This window comes from Mesorhizobium sp. WSM4307 (assembly GCF_007003945.1).
Lineage (GTDB): Bacteria > Pseudomonadota > Alphaproteobacteria > Rhizobiales > Rhizobiaceae > Mesorhizobium.
In genome coordinates, this window is sequence record NZ_VFTB01000007.1 from 273131 (window position 1) to 289329 (window position 16199).

Annotated in this window: 19 protein-coding genes; all 19 read left to right on the forward strand. The window is 61.6% G+C overall.

Annotated features, from left to right (window positions below; genetic code table 11):
* Positions 1-93 precede the first annotated feature (93 nt).
* The 19 genes from FJV83_RS18825 (at position 94) to FJV83_RS18915 (ending at position 16125) form a co-directional block, all read left to right on the forward strand.
* A complete protein-coding gene (locus tag FJV83_RS18825) occupies positions 94-1056 on the forward strand; it encodes a hydrogenase (RefSeq protein WP_013896581.1) in 963 nt (320 codons plus the stop codon).
* Positions 1057-1102: 46 nt separating this feature from the next.
* Positions 1103-2701, forward strand: a complete 1599-nt coding sequence (locus FJV83_RS18830) for a nickel-dependent hydrogenase large subunit (protein ID WP_095774157.1) — start codon at positions 1103-1105, stop codon at positions 2699-2701.
* A 93-nt stretch (positions 2702-2794) separates the two neighbouring features.
* Complete coding sequence (locus tag FJV83_RS18835) at positions 2795-3109, forward strand: hypothetical protein (RefSeq protein ID WP_095774158.1); 315 nt, start codon at positions 2795-2797, stop codon at positions 3107-3109.
* A 40-nt stretch (positions 3110-3149) separates the two neighbouring features.
* Positions 3150-3470, forward strand: a complete 321-nt coding sequence (locus FJV83_RS18840; protein ID WP_245318187.1) for a hypothetical protein — start codon at positions 3150-3152, stop codon at positions 3468-3470.
* Positions 3471-3480: 10 nt separating this feature from the next.
* The gene (locus FJV83_RS18845; RefSeq protein ID WP_095774160.1) at positions 3481-3957 is read left to right on the forward strand and encodes a hydrogenase maturation protease; all 477 of its coding nucleotides are present in this window, start codon (positions 3481-3483) and stop codon (positions 3955-3957) included.
* Positions 3954-4274: a hypothetical protein gene (locus FJV83_RS18850; protein ID WP_095774161.1), complete on the forward strand. Its 321-nt coding sequence runs from the start codon at positions 3954-3956 to the stop codon at positions 4272-4274. The genes FJV83_RS18845 and FJV83_RS18850 overlap by 4 nt, the downstream gene beginning before the upstream one ends.
* A gap of 84 nt (positions 4275-4358) precedes the next feature.
* Positions 4359-5396 (forward strand): hypothetical protein, encoded by a 1038-nt coding sequence (locus tag FJV83_RS18855; RefSeq protein WP_245318188.1) that lies wholly within the window; start codon positions 4359-4361, stop codon positions 5394-5396.
* Positions 5397-5418: 22 nt separating this feature from the next.
* A complete protein-coding gene (locus FJV83_RS18860; protein WP_095774162.1) occupies positions 5419-5631 on the forward strand; it encodes a hypothetical protein in 213 nt (70 codons plus the stop codon).
* 9 nt (positions 5632-5640) lie between these two features.
* A complete protein-coding gene (locus FJV83_RS18865; RefSeq protein ID WP_095774163.1) occupies positions 5641-5865 on the forward strand; it encodes a hypothetical protein in 225 nt (74 codons plus the stop codon).
* Position 5866: 1 nt separating this feature from the next.
* Complete coding sequence (locus FJV83_RS18870) at positions 5867-6739, forward strand: NifU family protein (protein WP_142886617.1); 873 nt, start codon at positions 5867-5869, stop codon at positions 6737-6739.
* Complete coding sequence (locus tag FJV83_RS18875) at positions 6736-7926, forward strand: NHL repeat-containing protein (RefSeq protein WP_095774165.1); 1191 nt, start codon at positions 6736-6738, stop codon at positions 7924-7926. Before FJV83_RS18870 ends, FJV83_RS18875 begins: the two co-directional genes overlap by 4 nt.
* Entirely contained in the window at positions 7923-10346 is a 2424-nt protein-coding gene (hypF, locus tag FJV83_RS18880; RefSeq protein ID WP_095774166.1) for a carbamoyltransferase HypF, read from the forward strand. Before FJV83_RS18875 ends, hypF begins: the two co-directional genes overlap by 4 nt.
* Before the next feature lie 2 nt (positions 10347-10348).
* Positions 10349-10630: a HypC/HybG/HupF family hydrogenase formation chaperone gene (locus tag FJV83_RS18885; protein ID WP_095774167.1), complete on the forward strand. Its 282-nt coding sequence runs from the start codon at positions 10349-10351 to the stop codon at positions 10628-10630.
* 12 nt (positions 10631-10642) lie between these two features.
* A complete protein-coding gene (locus tag FJV83_RS18890; protein WP_095774168.1) occupies positions 10643-11332 on the forward strand; it encodes an SIS domain-containing protein in 690 nt (229 codons plus the stop codon).
* Positions 11329-12486 (forward strand): hydrogenase formation protein HypD, encoded by a 1158-nt coding sequence (gene hypD / locus FJV83_RS18895; protein ID WP_095774169.1) that lies wholly within the window; start codon positions 11329-11331, stop codon positions 12484-12486. Before FJV83_RS18890 ends, hypD begins: the two co-directional genes overlap by 4 nt.
* The gene (gene hypE, locus FJV83_RS18900) at positions 12483-13550 is read left to right on the forward strand and encodes a hydrogenase expression/formation protein HypE (protein ID WP_095774170.1); all 1068 of its coding nucleotides are present in this window, start codon (positions 12483-12485) and stop codon (positions 13548-13550) included. The genes hypD and hypE overlap by 4 nt, the downstream gene beginning before the upstream one ends.
* Before the next feature lie 9 nt (positions 13551-13559).
* Positions 13560-13898 (forward strand): hydrogenase maturation nickel metallochaperone HypA, encoded by a 339-nt coding sequence (locus FJV83_RS18905; protein WP_095774171.1) that lies wholly within the window; start codon positions 13560-13562, stop codon positions 13896-13898.
* The gene (hypB, locus tag FJV83_RS18910; protein WP_095774172.1) at positions 13898-14953 is read left to right on the forward strand and encodes a hydrogenase nickel incorporation protein HypB; all 1056 of its coding nucleotides are present in this window, start codon (positions 13898-13900) and stop codon (positions 14951-14953) included. The genes FJV83_RS18905 and hypB overlap by 1 nt, the downstream gene beginning before the upstream one ends.
* Before the next feature lie 98 nt (positions 14954-15051).
* Complete coding sequence (locus tag FJV83_RS18915) at positions 15052-16125, forward strand: HoxN/HupN/NixA family nickel/cobalt transporter (protein ID WP_095774272.1); 1074 nt, start codon at positions 15052-15054, stop codon at positions 16123-16125.
* Positions 16126-16199: the final 74 nt, after the last annotated feature.

A 16199-nucleotide genomic window follows, 5' to 3' on the forward strand; every position in this document is an offset into this window, starting at 1 on the left:
CCTGATATCTCAGCCGGCTGGCACGGCGTTTGCTTCACAATAATCGGAGGCGCTGCATACGGCAATGCTTCGTTACAGGCTGTGGAGGAGAGAATGGCCAATCTTTTGTGGCTCCAAGGCGGAGCATGCTCCGGCAACACGATGTCGTTTCTCAATGCCGAGGAACCGAGTGCGTGCGATCTGGTTACCGACTTTGGCATCAATGTGCTGTGGCATCCCTCGCTCGGGCTCGAGCTTGGCGAGAACCTGCAAAAGATGCTGAAGGCGCTCACCGCGGGCACACTGGCGCTCGACATCTTCGTGTTCGAAGGCACCGTGGTGAACGCCCCCAACGGGACAGGCGAATGGAACCGCTTCGCGGGGCGTCCCATGCGCGACTGGGTAAGGGACCTGTGCAAGGTCGCCAACTTTGTCGTCGCGGTTGGCGACTGTGCGACGTGGGGCGGCATCCCCGCGACCGCGCCAAACCCGTCCGAAAGCGAAGGCCTGCAATTCCTAAAGCGCGGCCATGGCGGCTTCCTTGGCAAGGATTTCAAATCCAAGGCCGGCCTGCCGGTGATCAACATTCCAGGGTGTCCGGCTCACCCAGACTGGATCACGCAAATCGTGGTCGCTGTGGCGACCGGCCGAGGAGGGGATCTCACGCTGGATGAGTTCCAGCGTCCGAAGACCTTTTTTACCTCCTTCACGCAGACGGGCTGCACCCGCAACATGCACTTCGCCTACAAGGTTTCGGCGACCGAATTTGGTCAGCGCAAAGGCTGCCTGTTCTACGACCTGGGCTGCCGCGGGCCGATGACGCATTCGCCGTGCAATCGAATTCTGTGGAACCGGCAATCGTCAAAGACGCGAGCGGGGATGCCGTGCATGGGCTGCACCGAGCCCGAATTCCCTTTCTTCGATCTGGCTCCGGGAACCGTATTCAAGACGCAGACCGTCATGGGTGTCCCAAAGGACATGCCGAGCGGGGTCGACAAGACCGGTTACATCAAGCTGACGGCCGCGGCCAAGGCTGCTTCGCCACGCTGGGCTGAAGAAGACATCTTCGTCGTCTGAAGTCACCGATTGCCAGTATTATTTTTCCAGGGAGGTCCCGAAAACCATGTCAGCCGCAGTTCAAACACTCGATATTTCTCCTGTTGGCCGCGTCGAGGGTGATCTCGACGTGCGCGTCGACATCCAAAATGGCGTCGTCGTCAATGCCTGGACGCAGGCCGAACTGTTCCGCGGGTTCGAGATTATCTTGCGCGACAAGGATCCGCAGGCGGGTCTGGTCGTCACGCCGCGCGCTTGCGGCATCTGTGGCGCTTCGCACCTGACCTGCGCGGCCTGGGCGCTCGATACGGCCTGGAAAGCCGAGGTCCCCCGCAACGCCATCCTTGCGCGCAATCTCGGGCAGATCGTCGAAAGCCTGCAGAGCTTGCCAAGACACCACTACGGCCTGTTCATGATCGACTACACCCACAAGAACTATTCGCATTCGAAATACTACGAGGAGGCGGTCAAGCGCTGGTCGCCATACACCGGCACCAACTATGAACTTGGCGTGACGATCTCTGGACGACCCGTCGAAATCTATGCCTTGCTGGGGGGGCAGTGGCCGCATTCAAGCTACATGGTGCCTGGCGGCGTGATGTGTGCGCCCACGCTTACTGACGTAACCCGGGCCTGGTCCATCCTCGAGCATTTCCGCCGCAACTGGATGGAGCCGGTTTGGCTAGGCTGCTCCTTCGAGCGTTACGAGCAAATTCGCTCCTATGACGATTTCATGGCCTGGCTTGACGAGCGCCCGGAGCACGCGAATTCGGATCTGGGCATGTTCTGGCGCATGAGCCTGGACGTCGGCGTCGACAAATATGGCAAAGGTCATGGAAAGTACGTTTCGTGGGGCTACTTGCCGCATGAGGACAAGTACAATCGGCCAACGATCGAAAACCGCAACGCCTCACTGCTGATGAAAAGCGGCGTCTACGACGGCGCGGCCGATACCCACAAGCTGATGGACCAGGTTCACACAAGAGAGGACGTCTTGCATGCCTGGTACGATGAGCCCAGCGGAAAGCATCCGTTCGAGCGCACGACAAAGGCCGTCGGCAAGAATCCCGTCGAATACGAAAATCAGTACTCATGGTCGACCGCCGTGCGCCATGACAACAACGGCCGGCTCGAAGCTGGACCTCTGGCCCGCCAGCTGATCGCAGGTGGTAGCCATGGAGAAAGCTGGCAGCATCACGACCCGCTTGTTCTTGACATGTACAAGAAGCTTGGCGGGGCCAGTGTCATGCTGCGTCACTTCGCCCGCATGCATGAGGGCGTCAAGCTCTACCGCCAGGCCGAGCATGCGCTGCGCGAGTTTCGCCTCAATGACCCGTGGTACGTCAAGCCGACAGAGAAGGACGGTCGCGGCTGGGGAGCCACCGAAGCCATCCGCGGTGCGCTTTGTCATTGGATCGAGGTGCAAAACGGCAAGATCAAGAACTACCAGATCATCGCGCCGACCACTTGGAATGTCGGGCCCAGATCGGACGGTGGCGAGCTTGGCCCGATCGAGCAGGCGCTGATCGGCACGCCGATCGCGGATCCAAGTGATCCCGTCGAGGTCGGCCATGTCTGCCGCTCGTATGATTCTTGTCTTGTCTGTACCGTGCATGCCCATGATGCCAGCACCGGGACAGAACTCGCACGCTTCCGTACGGCTTGATCCGACGCAACGCGTCGAGCGCCCTCAGCCTCGATCGTCCGGCCGCGTGCCGGGCGATCGGATCCGCTGCACACGAACCCGGGAGCGCAGGCAATGAATAGCGAGCAGCAGCATGCTTTGCTGCGCAAAATGGCCCAATTGATGCAAAGCGGGCTAAAGACGCAGACCGAACCTTTTCCCGAAACGGAAAGGGAGTTTGCCGCAATATTGACCGAACTGCGTCAGCTGAAGGCCGACGACATCGAGGGCAAGATGGTAATCAGCGGCTTCGTGGATCAGCCCTATGGCCCCGACAAGCAACGCTGCATGGAATGCATGTATTATCTCGTCCACCGAGAATGGTGCGACCTGCCCGAACTGGCAGTGCCGGTCGATGCCGATTGGTGGTGTAGGCTTTGGCGCATCTAGGCCCTGCAGCGACAGCGGGGCCGCGCGGATGGAGGAGCCGGTGGCGAACGCAATCAATGACGAGAGTGTGGCGGCCCAAATCCGCTCTTTGCTTGCCGGCGGCTTGAAAACGGAAGTATTTCCACGCGCCGACAGCCAGGACAGCACGGTCGAGATCCTTGGGCGGTTGCGGATGGCTGGTGGGGATTTGGCGGCCAGACTGGTGACCGCGGGCTTCACCCTCCAGCCGGTGGAGCACGACGGTATCGAGCAAGCCTGCGAGACTTGCATGTACTATCTGGTCCACCGGCGCTTCTGCGAACTTCCCGAACTTGCCGTTCCCGTTGAACCGCAGTGGTCTTGCCGGCTCTGGCGCATATGAGTGCCCGGCTATGATCATCGTCATCGGCTGCGGAAATCTGAACCGGCAGGACGATGGCGTGGGTGTCGAGGTCATTCGCGCATTGCGGCAACGCGATCTCGAAGGACCCGATGTCAAATTGCTTGACGCCGGGACGGACGGCATGTCGGTCATGTTTGCCGCGCGCGGATGCACATCCTTGATCGTGGTCGATGCGTCCAAAACCGGGGTGACCCCAGGCGCCATTCACGAGGTGCCCGGCACTGTGCTCGAGCGCCCCTATGTCCCTGGTCTCAACCTTCATGATTTCCGCTGGGATGCGGCCCTTTATGCCGGACGGCAAATTTTTCGCGAAGAGTTTCCCAAGGACGTGACGGTCTTTCTGATCGAGGCCGCTGAACTTGGCCTTGGCATAGGATTGTCAGACGATGTCGCTGCGTCGGCTGAGCAGGTTTCACGGCGCGTCGAGGTTCTCATCCGTGAAAGGTTGGCGAAGGTGCCCGCATGATCGTGCCCCCCGCCAGTGTGCAGGTCCGGCGCGGCGGGCTCTACCTATCGGCGGCAACATGCGACCGATACTTCGCGGGCCTGGAGAGCGTCATTCTGCTGCGGCGCAACGACGACCTGGTGATCCTGCCTGTTCGGCATGCCGCATCTGGCGGCTATCTGCTGAAGCGTCGCAACGGAGCCGGGGACCGCGTGGTCTTTGCGCCGGATTTCTTCCGAGAGCAGGGGATGGATGATGAATCGGTGTGCGAATTTTTCGCGCACTGGGAGCCGGAGCAGGCTGCGCTCGTTGCCAAAGACATGTTTTGTGTAAACTAAGTTATCAGTTGGTAATTTAAGTAGACAGCTTTGGAAAACTAGGCTAGCTTTTTGCCAAGATAATAAGCTGCGCCAAAAGCAGCTGTGGAGGAAGCCCAGTTGCAGAGCACTCGCGCCGAAGATGAGGTGCGCGCAGCAATTGCTGCGGCAGAAGACGAATCGGCGAGCCCCGCCGAGCGTGCCGAGATGCTCATGGAGATCGCCATGGGCCTCCAGCAGCGCCCCAAGAGCGCTGAGCAAATCCTGGCGGCCGTCGACCTCTACGATCGCGCGCTCAGGGTCTGCCCGCAGGACGAACCCCTGCTCGCGGCTCGTATCTTTGCCCGCAAGGGCACGGCTCTTTTGATCCTCCCCGACGAAGGAACTGCCGCGTTGCAACAAGCGCGTGCGGCCTTCGAGGCGGCCATGCCATCCCTGGTCGATTTCGGCCGGCCAGAAGAACTGGCAGAGGCAGAAATGAACCTCGGTCTCGCGATCCAGAATCTGGCCGGCCAGCACAAGGCCCGCATCACCGACGCGATTTCGGCCTATCAGCGGGCGCTGCGTACGTTCGACAAGGCAAGCTTCCCAAAGGAATTCGCCATCCTGCAGAACAATCTGGCGACGGCGTTTCTCTCCATTCCGTTCACCGATGCCAGATCCAAGATGCGCGAGGCGCTGGCCGTGCAGGCGTTCGAAGAAGGGTTGAAGATCGTCAATCTGATCGATCATCCCGCTGAATACGCCATGTTGCAGAACAATCTCGGCAATGCCCTGCAATATGCGTCCTCAAGCCATACGCTCGAGAACAACCTGCGCGCTCTCGACGCCTATGACGAGGCTCTGAAGGTTCGTGTGCGAGCCACGATGCCGCTCGAATATGCCAACACGGTCGCCAACAAGGCGAATTGTCTCTGGAACCTGCCCGACGATCCGGAACGGCCCGAGAATGGCAACCGCGCCAATGTGCTGGCCGCTCGAGAGTATTATCGCGAGAGCCGTGAAATTTTTAGCGCTGGCGGGCAGGCCGAGAAGGCCCGCACCGTCGCCGAGGCCCTGGAGCAGATCGAGCGTGAGCTGCTCTCGGCCTCGCCTGGCGATAGTGACGAACAAGGTGGCGGGGAACCCCGCCATCTCAACTGAACCGAACTCAAGGAGCTTTGACGTGGCAGGAGTTGAACTGACGGCAGCTGGCGCGGTGCTTGCGCTCATCATCGGACTTGTCTGCTCCGGCATCGGCGGAGCGATCGGCGGTATCGTGATTGGCGGCAAGTCATTGGGCAACGAACTCGCCGCCATGATGGGCGGTTTTTATGGACCGGTCGCTGGCGTGCCGGGATTAATCGCCGGACTGATAATTCTGGCGCTGATCGGCTGAGGGGCAATCATGTTGGAAATGGCAAAAAGCTCGATCACGCTCTTCTTTCGGGGAAGGCTCTTCTCCGAACCCGGCAAAGTCTATCGCCAGACCGCGATAGGCGCGACCATCACCGCCTTGTTGCTTATTGTCCTTGCCAAGGCCGGCCTTCCCTTGGCGGCCGCAGCAGCACTCGCCTGCCTGATCGGCGGTGGATTGCAGCCCTACCTGTTCAAGAACCTCAAGTACCGTTGATATGAACGCGATCGATCAGATCTCGACCAAACGCGAGGATCTCGCCGGTCTTGCCGGCGACATCGAGCGCGTCGAGGCGATCTTTTCGAGCTGGGACGAGACGCAGCGCAACGCGGTCGAGGCCTACCGTCGCGCCATAGAGGACCTGCATGGGGAGGCGTTGCGACGTCTGGTGCGGGTGTTGAAAGATGAACCGGCCGCGCTCACGGCGATGAAGCAGGCGGTTACCGACGAGGTCGTCTATGCGGTGCTGCGCCGTCACAATATCCTCAAGCCCAGCCTCAGCGAGCGGGTAGAGGCAGCGCTGGACGCGGTGCGCCCGATGCTTGCCTCGCATGGGGGCAATGTCGAGTTGGTCAACGTCAGGCCGCCGGCGATCGAAGTGCGGTTCGTCGGTGCCTGCGACGGCTGTCCGGCCTCGGCTCTCACTTTCCACGCAGGCGTAAAAAAAGCAGTCGAGGAAGCCTGTCCCGAGATCACCGATATCGTTCAGATCAAGGGCATGAGCAACGCTGCCGACAATGACAGTGTCCGCTTCGTCAGTCCGTTCGCGCTCGGCGCCGTCGGTGGCTGGCATTTGGTGTGCCGCCTCGATGAGATCCCGCAGGGCGGCATCAGTGCCGTCGTGGTCGGTGGGCAAAATGTGATCCTGTCGCGTCAGGAGGGGGTCGTTTCCTGCTTCCAGAATGCCTGTGCGCACCTTGGCATGGAGCTCGACGGCGGTAGCATCGATGACGGCATCATCACCTGTCCATATCATGGCTTCCGGTATGATCTTTCGAGCGGTGAGTGCCTGACCGCGCCCGAAGTGGCGCTTCAGTCGCATGCCGTGCGCGTCATCGGCAATCGTGTCGAGGTGAGGCTGTCGTCATGATGCGCATCTCCCTGGCGCCCGATTACCGCCGTCCTCTCCCCGGCAGCGTCACACAACAGCTGCTCGATCCGCGCGGCGCGCGAACCGTTCTCGGTGACCAGATCGCTGCCAACGGAGTTCCAGATCCCATCAGGCCTCAACCGAATTCGCTGTTTGGGCCACGTGGCGTCTGCTTCGCGCCGCACGGTGGCCCGTTCTTCGTTGCCGATACCGGCCATCATCGGCTGATGATCTGGAACAAGGTGCCGAAAGCAGACAATGCCGACGCTGACCTGCTGATCGGCCAGCCTGATTTTTACTCCGAAGGTCGCAACGCGCATGGGCCGGTTGGCCCCGCCACGTTGAACATGCCGACGGGACTGTCGACCGATGGCAAGGTGCTCGCCATTGCCGACGCCTGGAACCACCGTGTGCTGATCTGGCGCACACTGCCCGAGCATTCGAACCAGCCGGCGGACCTGGTGCTCGGGCAGGCGGATTTTTCCAGCGGCGGCGCCAACCGTGGCGCGGCAACCGCCGCGGCCGATACGCTGAACTGGTGCTATGGGGTCACAATCGCCGATGGCAGGGTGTTTGTTGCCGACACCGGAAACCGTCGGGTGCTGGTCTGGAACTCCATGCCCCGGCGTAACGGCCAGCCTGCCGATCTGGTGCTGGGCCAAGTTGACGCAACCACCCGCGATGACAATGCCTCCGGGGTCGGCGGCGCTGTCGGCATGCGCTGGCCGCACAGCGTGGCTGTCGAAAACAACAAGATTCTGGTGGCGGACGCCGGCAACAACCGCATCATGGTCTGGAATTCCATGCCCAATGCCGATGGCGCGCCCTGCAGCTTCGTGCTGGGTCAATCCGGCTTCGACGGCAATGACCACAACAGGGCCTCCTATCACCCAAACAATCGTGCACTCAACATGCCCTATGGCATGGCGATCCACGACGGCACCCTCGTGTGCGCCGACACCGCCAATTCCCGGTTGATCGGCTACCCCCTCGACGATCTGCGCATGGATGGTGCTGCTTGCGGTCTCGCCGCCCAGTCCGGATTTGCCGACAAGGGCGACAATCGCTGGCGCTTTGCCACCCGCGACAGCGTCTGCTGGCCGTTCGCATTGGCTGCGTCGGGGAAAACGCTGGCGATCGCCGATACCGGCAACAATCGTGTCCTGCTGTGGGAGGCGGTGTCATGAACACGCCGCTGCGGATGGCCGACGCGACGCGCAGTGTCGAGATACGGGTCCGCGGCCGTGTGCAAGGGGTTGGTTTCCGGCCGACGGTGTGGCGGATCGCCAGCCGGCTGGGCCTCGACGGCGACGTGCTCAACGACAGCCAGGGCGTGTTGATCCGCGTGCGAGGCGTCTCATCGATCATTGCCGCACTTGTCGAGGAGTTGCGGGCGTCGCCGCCGCCGCTGGCAGACATCACGGCGATCGAGACCCGCCCTTGTGTGGGCGAATTGGCGTCCGGCTTCGTCATCGTCGACAGCGAGGCGGGTGCTCGTGCCCGCACCGAAATATCGCCCGATGCCGCCATGTGTAGCGTGTGCGCGGCCGAAGTGCTTGATCCGTTCCTGCGGCGTTTCCGCTATCCCTTCACCAACTGCACCCATTGCGGGCCAAGACTGAGCATCGTTGGCGGCGTTCCTTACGACCGCGCGACCACGACCATGGCGCCGTTTCCGCTCTGCCAGGCCTGTGGCGCCGAATATCGCGATCCTGCCGACCGCCGCTTTCATGCCGAGGCGACGGCCTGCTTTGTCTGCGGACCGACAGCCAGGCTGATCCGCTTCGATGGCCGCGCCTTCTCCTTCGAACAGCATTCCATGCTCGACGATGTGGACGCGGCATTGAGCCTGATCCAGAAGGGCGAGATCGTCGCCATAAAGGCGCTTGGCGGCTATCAGCTTGCTTGCGATGCCACCCGGCCGGAGGCGGTGGCCTTGCTGCGTCAACGCAAGCGCCGCGACGCAAAACCCTTCGCGCTGATGGCGCGTGACCTCGATGTTGTTCGGCGCCACGCAACGGTCAGTGACGCGGAAGCGGCAGCCCTTGCAAGCCGCGAGGCGCCAATTGTCCTGCTTGCCGCCACCGGACCCGAAAAACTGCCCGCCGAGATCGCGCCCGGTCTGCAGACCCTGGGCTTCATGCTGCCTTCAACCCCTTTGCATCTGCTCTTGCTCAGGCGCATGGGCCGGCCGGTGGTCATGACCAGCGGCAACCTGTCCGATGAACCGCAGCTAATCGATGACGCGGAGGCGGCAGCAAAACTGTCTTCGATCGCGCCATACGCCTTGACCCACAATCGCGATATCGCCAACCGCATCGACGATTCCGTTGTGCGCCATATGGGCGCAAAACTGCGCGTGCTGCGCCGCGCGCGCGGCTATGCGCCGGCTTCGATCCAGCTTCCGCCAGGCTTCGAGCCGGCGCCAGATATCCTGGCTTACGGCGCTGAATTGAAAGCGACCTTCTGTCTGATCAAGGACGCCCGGGCTGTGCTGTCGCAGCACCAGGGCGATCTCGAAGACGCTCTCACCTACGACGACTATCGCAAGAACCTCGTCCTTTATCGCGATCTTTTCGATCATCGCCCGGCGGCCCTGGCCGCGGACCTGCATCCTGAATATCTGTCAGCGAAGCTGGCGCGCGCCACCGCCAGGTCTGACAACCTGCCGCTTGTGGAGGTTCAGCATCATCATGCGCATGCCGCCGCCTGCCTGGCTGAAAACGGACGGTCGTTGAACGCCGATCCTGTCCTGGCCATCGTGCTCGACGGGCTCGGCTACGGATCGGATGGTACGATCTGGGGCGGCGAGTTCCTGCTCGCGGACTATCGCCGCTTCGAACGGCTTGGCACGTTCAAGCCGGTCGCCATGCCAGGGGGCGCGCAAGCCATACGCGAGCCGTGGCGCAACCTCCATGCCCATGTTTTGTCCGAGATGGGGTGGCCGGCCTTCGCCATGAATTTTGGCGAACTGGACCTGTTTGCCGCGCTCACCGACAAGCCGCTGGCGAGTGTCGAGGCCATGATCAAGGCGTCCCTCAATTCGCCCAACGCATCATCTTGCGGTCGCCTGTTCGACGCAGTCGCTGCGTCTCTCGGAATCTGTTTCGACCGTCAGGCCTACGAGGGCGAGGCGGCCGCGCGGCTGGAAGCGATGGTCTCGGCCCGCTCGCTTGACGAGGAGGGCGATGCTCTCGCCTATCCGTTGCCGATCCCCAACCTGAAAGGTTCAGGCCTGCCATACATTGAGCCGCTGGGCATGTGGAACGCGGTCTTTGGCGACCTGATCCTGAAAACGCCGGCGTCCCTCATCGCGGCGCGCTTCCACAAGGGTCTGGCGAAATCCATCGCCGCAATGGCGTTGAAGCTGGCGCGTCGCGACGAAGACGGTGCCGTGCCGCGTTTCGACACGGTGGCCCTGTCGGGCGGCTGCTTCCAGAACAAGGTGCTGTTCGAGCAGGTCATCGGCCGGCTTGAAGACCTGAATTTCAACGTCCTGACGCACTCGCGCGTGCCTTGCAATGATGGCGGCGTCGCGTTCGGCCAGGCCGCGATCGCGGCAGCCCATCTCATCGACGCCGGCAGGGTCCGACAGAAAGCGAGCTGACAATGTGTCTTGGCATTCCTGGAAAGATCCTCAAGATCGACGATCATGAAAAGAAGTTGGCGACCGTCGATGTCAGCGGCGTCAGGCGACAAATCAACATCGCCTGCATCGTCAACGAACACCATTCGGTCGACGACTGCGTCGGCGACTGGGTGCTGATCCATGTCGGCTTCGCCATGAGCCGCATCGATGAACATGAAGCAGCCGAAACACTGAAAATCCTCACCGAACTCGGCGAAGCGCAAGCCGAGATGGAGTCCATGCGGCTGTCGGCGGTCCATTAGGAGGACGTGAAAATGTCCAGCGAAAGCGAACTGAGAGGCCTCTATCCATTCCTGCACGGCAAGGCCCAGGATCCCGAAAAGATGAATGCGGCGCTGCTGCATTCGGTTGCCGAGAAGGCCCGCGACACGCGCGAAACCAACGAGCGCTTCTTCGGCGATCAGGCCGGCATCCTTGTCGCCGCCGCGCATGCGCTGGCAGATGTCTACCGCAAAAACGGTCAGCTGTTCTCCATGGGCAATGGCGGCTCGAGCTGCGATGCGTCCCATGTCGCAGTCGAGTTCGTCCATCCCGTGACCGCCGGCCGGCCGGCGCTCGCCGCCACCAATCTCGTCGCCGATCTGGCGATGATTTCGGCAGTCGGCAACGATCTCGGCTTCGACCATGTCTTCGTGCGCCAGTTGCTGGCGCACGGCCGCAAGGGCGATGCGCTGATCGGCATCTCGACCAGTGGCAACTCGCAAAACCTGGTCGCGGCCTTCGCCAAGGCCAAGGAGATGGGCGTTCACACGATCGGGCTCGCCGGCTGCGACGGCGGCCGCATGAAATCGTCAGGCACCGTCGAGCATCTGCTCGTCGTGCCGTCGACCTCGATCCACCGCATCCAGGAATGCCATGTCGCCGCTTACCACATCCTGTGGGACCTCGTGCACACGCTGCTCGCCGACGAACGCGGCTCCGCCGCAAAAGGAAGCGCCCAATGAAATACACCGACGAATTCCGCGACGCGGAAAAGGCGAAAGTCTTGATCAAGGAAATCGACAAACTAGTCGCGACCATCGAGATCGCAAGGACGCGCCCGATCAACATCATGGAGGTCTGCGGCGGCCACACCCATTCGATCTTCCGCTACGGGCTGGAAGGCATGCTGCCTGACGCCATCGAACTCGTGCACGGGCCGGGCTGTCCGGTCTGCGTCCTGCCGATGGGCCGGGTCGACGATTGCGTGTCGATCGCCGAGCGGCCAGAAGTGATCTTTACCACCTTTGGTGACGCCATGCGCGTGCCAGGCTCAAAGAAGAGCCTGCAGCAGGCAAAGGCCGATGGCGCGGATGTGCGCATGGTCTATTCGCCGATGGACGCGCTGTCGCTGGCGCGGAAGAACCCGGATCGAGAGGTGGTCTTCTTCGGTCTCGGCTTCGAAACCACAATGCCGTCCACGGCTCTGACGGTGCTGCAGGCCGAAGCCGACGGCATCGAAAACTTCTCGGTGTTTTGCAATCACATCACCATCGTGCCGACGATCAAGGCGATTCTCGACAGCCCGGATCTGCATCTCGACGGCTTCCTGGGACCAGGCCATGTCTCGATGGTCATCGGGACAGCCCCTTACGAATTCATCGCCGACTTCTACAAGCGGCCCATGGTCGTCGCCGGCTTCGAACCCCTCGATGTCCTGCAATCGATCTGGATGGTGCTGAAGCAGATCAAGGATGGCCGTGCCGAGATCGAAAACCAGTATGCCCGCATCGTTCCCGAAGCGGGGAACAACGCCGCACTCACCGCAGTCGGCAAGGTCTACGAACTACGTGAATTCTTCGAATGGCGGGGGCTCGGCTCCATCGACCATTCCGGCGTCAAGGTGCGCGAAGACTATGCCCGCTTTGATGCCGAGCGCAAGTTCGCCATCCCTGGCGTCAAGATAGCCGACCCCAAATCCTGCCAGTGCGGCGAGGTCCTGAAGGGCGTCATCAAGCCTTGGCAGTGCAAAGTGTTCGGCACCGCCTGTACTCCAGAGGTGCCGCTCGGCGCCCTCATGGTCTCGTCCGAGGGCGCTTGCGCTGCTTATTACCAGTATGGCGGCGTCAAGAAGCATACCGCGGTCCGGTCCGGTAGCCAGCCGGTGGTCGTGTCATGAACATGCGGCCACCTCCACCCAAACGTGTGCTGGGACGCGTTTTCATCCCGACCGTCACGCTTGCCCATGGCGGCGGCGGGAAGGCGATGAAGGACCTGATCGACGATGTCTTCATCAGCGCGTTCGCCGGCGCGGCTCCCGAGGTGCTGGAAGACCAGGCGCGCTTCGATCTCGCAATGTTGGCAACGCATGGCGACCGGCTTGCCTTCACCACCGATTCCTTCGTCGTCGACCCGCTGTTCTTTCCCGGCGGCGATATCGGGAAGCTTGCCGTCTACGGCACTGTCAATGACCTGGCGGTCGGCGGTGCCAAGCCGCTCTATCTGTCCTGCGCCGTCGTCATCGAGGAAGGCATGAAGGTCGAGGTGTTGCGCCGTATCGCGCTATCGATGGCGCAAGCGGCACGCGAAGCCGGGGTCACCATCGTGACGGGCGACACCAAGGTCGTTCAGCGCGGCGCATGCGACAAGATCTTTATTACGACTACGGGAATTGGGGTTATTCGGCCCGGACTTGAACTCGGCATCGATCATGTCAGGCCCGGTGACGCTATCCTGGTCAACGGCCTGCTGGGTGATCATGGCGCGGCGATCCTGTGCGCGCGTGGCGACATGGCACTGGAAGCCTCGATCGAGAGCGATTGTGCGGCTCTGCATGAACTGATCGAGTTGCTGCTCGCCGCCGCGCCCGGCACGCGCTGCATCCGTGATGCAACGCGCGGCGGCATCGCCACAGTGCTCAACGAGATCGCCGACGCCTCCGCAGTGTCGATCGAGATCGACGAGGCAGCGACGCCGCTGCGCGATGAAGTGCGCGGCTTTTGCGAGATACTCGGTCTCGACCCGCTTTATCTCGCCAATGAAGGCAAGATCGTCATTGCGGTGCCGGCGCAAGAAAGTGAGGCCGCACTTGCCGCATTGTGCGCGCATCGGCATGGCCAGGGCTCTGCAATCATCGGCCATGCCGGCCTCGGCGAGCCGGGGCGCGTTACCATGCAGACCTTGTTTGGCGGCCGGCGCATCGTCGACATGCTGGTCGGCGAACAATTACCGCGGATTTGTTGAGGAAGGCCCGTGCACGAACTCGGCATCACGCGCAACATCGTCTCCATCGTCGAGGAAGCGGCGAAGGGCCGCCGCGTCAGGCGCGTGACACTTGATGTGGGACAGCTTTCCGGGGTCATGCCCGACGCCATCCTGTTTTGCTTCGACATTGTCGCCAAGGGCACATTGCTCGATGGCGCCCGGCTGGACATCCGCAATATTGCCGGACGCGCGCGCTGTCGGACTTGCGGCGAGGCGTTCGAGACGGCGACCCTCTACCAGGCCTGTGGCTGCGGCTCGCGCGCTATCGACCGGTTGGCCGGCGAGGAACTGAAGATCCGGGAAATGGAAATCGAGGAGGCTGCGTGATGTGCGGAACCTGTGGCTGCGGCTCCAAGGCCGAAACCCGAATTCTCAACCTGCAAACCGGTGAGGAAACTGCTCTCAGCGATGTGCACGGTCATAGCCACGCCCATGATGGCGGCATGGCGCATCGGCACAGCCACGATCATGACCACGGCCACGTCCATCCGCACGACCATGGCGAGGGAGATGGCCACGATCACCAGCATCCGCACAGCCATGGCCACGACCACACTCATGGCCACGAGCACGGGCACGAACACGCGTCCGAGCAGGCGCGCGAGCATCGCCATGACGACGTGGAGTTGCATGGTCACGACTATTCGCATGAGCATGATCACCATGGTCATGATCATGCCGACGGCCATCATCACCATGGTCACGAGCATCGCCACGGCCACACCGCGGTGGTCGAACTCGAAATGCAAATCCTGGCCAAGAACGACGCACTGGCGGCCAGCAATCGCGGCTGGTTCGCCGGTCGCGAAATCCTGGCGCTGAACCTCGTTTCCTCGCCGGGCTCCGGCAAGACGACGCTGCTTGAGCGCACCATCGGCGATCTCAAGGACCAGATGCTGATATCGGTCATCGAGGGAGATCAGGCGACCGCCAATGACGGCGAGCGCATCCGCGCCGCGGGAGCTGATGCTATCCAGGTCAACACCGGTGCCGGCTGCCACCTCGAAGCCGATATGTTGGCCAAGGGGCTGTTGGAACTGAAGCCAGCCTTCGGTTCCGTGGTCATGATCGAGAATGTCGGCAATCTTGTTTGCCCGGCGATGTTTGACCTCGGCGAACACGCAAAGGTGGTCATACTCTCGGTCACCGAGGGCGATGACAAGCCGCTGAAATATCCGCACATGTTCCGCGCTGCCAAGGTCATGATCATCAACAAGATCGATCTTTTGGCGCATGTCGATTTCGACGTCGACAGCGCCATCGCCAATGCGTGCCTGATCAATCCCGAGATCGTCACGCTCAGCGTGTCGGCAAAGACGGGGGAGGGGCTCGGGGGCTGGTACGAATGGCTTCACCAGGAAGCAGCGCAGGTACGGCTTTAGCTCTGGATGGGCAACGTCGTCGTGCAGACTTTGCCGAGCCATCGACGGATCGGGGAGGAGAGAAAATGACGGAGGCAGCCGCGCTCACGGCGTCAGCGATGTACCAGGAACCGACCGCGCGGCGTCTGCCCAATCCCTTCGACGACCGGCCGGTCCGCGTCAGAACCAAGGCGGTAATGATCTACGTCTTGCTGGTTGGCGCCAATATCGCCGCGTGGATATGGGCTTGGGTCGCTTTCTCCGACCGGCCGGCACTGCTCGGCACCGCTTTGCTCGCCTACATGTTTGGTCTCAGGCACGCATTCGACGCCGACCATATCGCAGCCATCGACAACGTCGTGCGCAAGCTGATGCAGGAAGGCAAGGCGCCCTACGCGACCGGCTTTTTCTTCTCGCTTGGGCACTCAAGCATCGTCATTCTGGCCTCGATTGCGATTGCAGCGTCGGCCACGCTGATGCAGGGCAGACTGGAGGAGTTTCATAAATTGGGCGGGTTGATTGGGACCGGCGTCTCGGCCCTGTTCCTGCTGGTGGTCGGCATCGCCAATCTGTTCATCCTCAAGGGCATATGGGCGGCTTTCGTCCGAGCGCGCCGCGGCGAAAAGATCGTCGACGAAGATCTCGACGCCCTGCTTGCCGGGCGTGGCTTGATTGCCCGCATTTTCCGCCCGCTGTTCGGCATCGTTTCTCGCTCCTGGCACATGTATCCGATCGGCTTCCTCTTCGGTCTCGGCTTCGACACCGCGACGGAAATAGGTCTGCTAGGCATCTCCGCAACCCAGGCAACGCAGGGCATATCATTCTGGTCTATTCTGATTTTTCCCGCGCTTTTCACCGCCGGGATGTCGATCATGGACACAACGGACAGCGTCTTGATGACTGGCGCCTACAGCTGGGCGTTCGTCGACCCGATGCGAAAACTCTGGTATAATCTCACCATCACAATTGCCTCAGCGGTGATCGCGATCTTCATAGGCGGCATTGAGGCGCTCGGGATCCTCGCCGACAAGCTTGGTCTGCAAGGCGGACTTTGGGGCGCGGTTGAAGGGATCAATGAGAATTTTGCCACTTTCGGCTATGCGATTGTCGGCATCTTCGTAGTGAGTTGGGTGGTCTCTGTGCTCGTCTACCGAGCGAAAGGCTACGGAAGATTGAGGCTGGAGAACACCTAGGCCCCATCATTTCGGTCACACGGCGACTGAGCGTGTCGGCTATCTTGTTGAGCCCCTTTCCGTCTTCCAGATGG

Excerpts from the sequence above, each read along its gene's own strand:
- FJV83_RS18845 (WP_095774160.1), top strand. The coding sequence starts at position 3,481 with ATGATCATCGTCATCGGCTGCGGAAATCTGAACCGGCAGGACGATGGC.
- FJV83_RS18870 (WP_142886617.1), top strand. The coding sequence starts at position 5,867 with ATGAACGCGATCGATCAGATCTCGACCAAACGCGAGGATCTCGCCGGT.
- FJV83_RS18875 (WP_095774165.1), top strand. The coding sequence starts at position 6,736 with ATGATGCGCATCTCCCTGGCGCCCGATTACCGCCGTCCTCTCCCCGGC.
- FJV83_RS18850 (WP_095774161.1), top strand. The coding sequence starts at position 3,954 with ATGATCGTGCCCCCCGCCAGTGTGCAGGTCCGGCGCGGCGGGCTCTAC.
- FJV83_RS18830 (WP_095774157.1), top strand. The coding sequence starts at position 1,103 with ATGTCAGCCGCAGTTCAAACACTCGATATTTCTCCTGTTGGCCGCGTC.
- FJV83_RS18915 (WP_095774272.1), top strand. The coding sequence starts at position 15,052 with ATGTACCAGGAACCGACCGCGCGGCGTCTGCCCAATCCCTTCGACGAC.
- FJV83_RS18885 (WP_095774167.1), top strand. The coding sequence starts at position 10,349 with ATGTGTCTTGGCATTCCTGGAAAGATCCTCAAGATCGACGATCATGAA.
- hypD (WP_095774169.1), top strand. The coding sequence starts at position 11,329 with ATGAAATACACCGACGAATTCCGCGACGCGGAAAAGGCGAAAGTCTTG.
- hypF (WP_095774166.1), top strand. The coding sequence starts at position 7,923 with ATGAACACGCCGCTGCGGATGGCCGACGCGACGCGCAGTGTCGAGATA.
- FJV83_RS18825 (WP_013896581.1), top strand. The coding sequence starts at position 94 with ATGGCCAATCTTTTGTGGCTCCAAGGCGGAGCATGCTCCGGCAACACG.
- FJV83_RS18890 (WP_095774168.1), top strand. The coding sequence starts at position 10,643 with ATGTCCAGCGAAAGCGAACTGAGAGGCCTCTATCCATTCCTGCACGGC.
- hypB (WP_095774172.1), top strand. The coding sequence starts at position 13,898 with ATGTGCGGAACCTGTGGCTGCGGCTCCAAGGCCGAAACCCGAATTCTC.
- FJV83_RS18865 (WP_095774163.1), top strand. The coding sequence starts at position 5,641 with ATGTTGGAAATGGCAAAAAGCTCGATCACGCTCTTCTTTCGGGGAAGG.
- FJV83_RS18835 (WP_095774158.1), top strand. The coding sequence starts at position 2,795 with ATGAATAGCGAGCAGCAGCATGCTTTGCTGCGCAAAATGGCCCAATTG.
- hypE (WP_095774170.1), top strand. The coding sequence starts at position 12,483 with ATGAACATGCGGCCACCTCCACCCAAACGTGTGCTGGGACGCGTTTTC.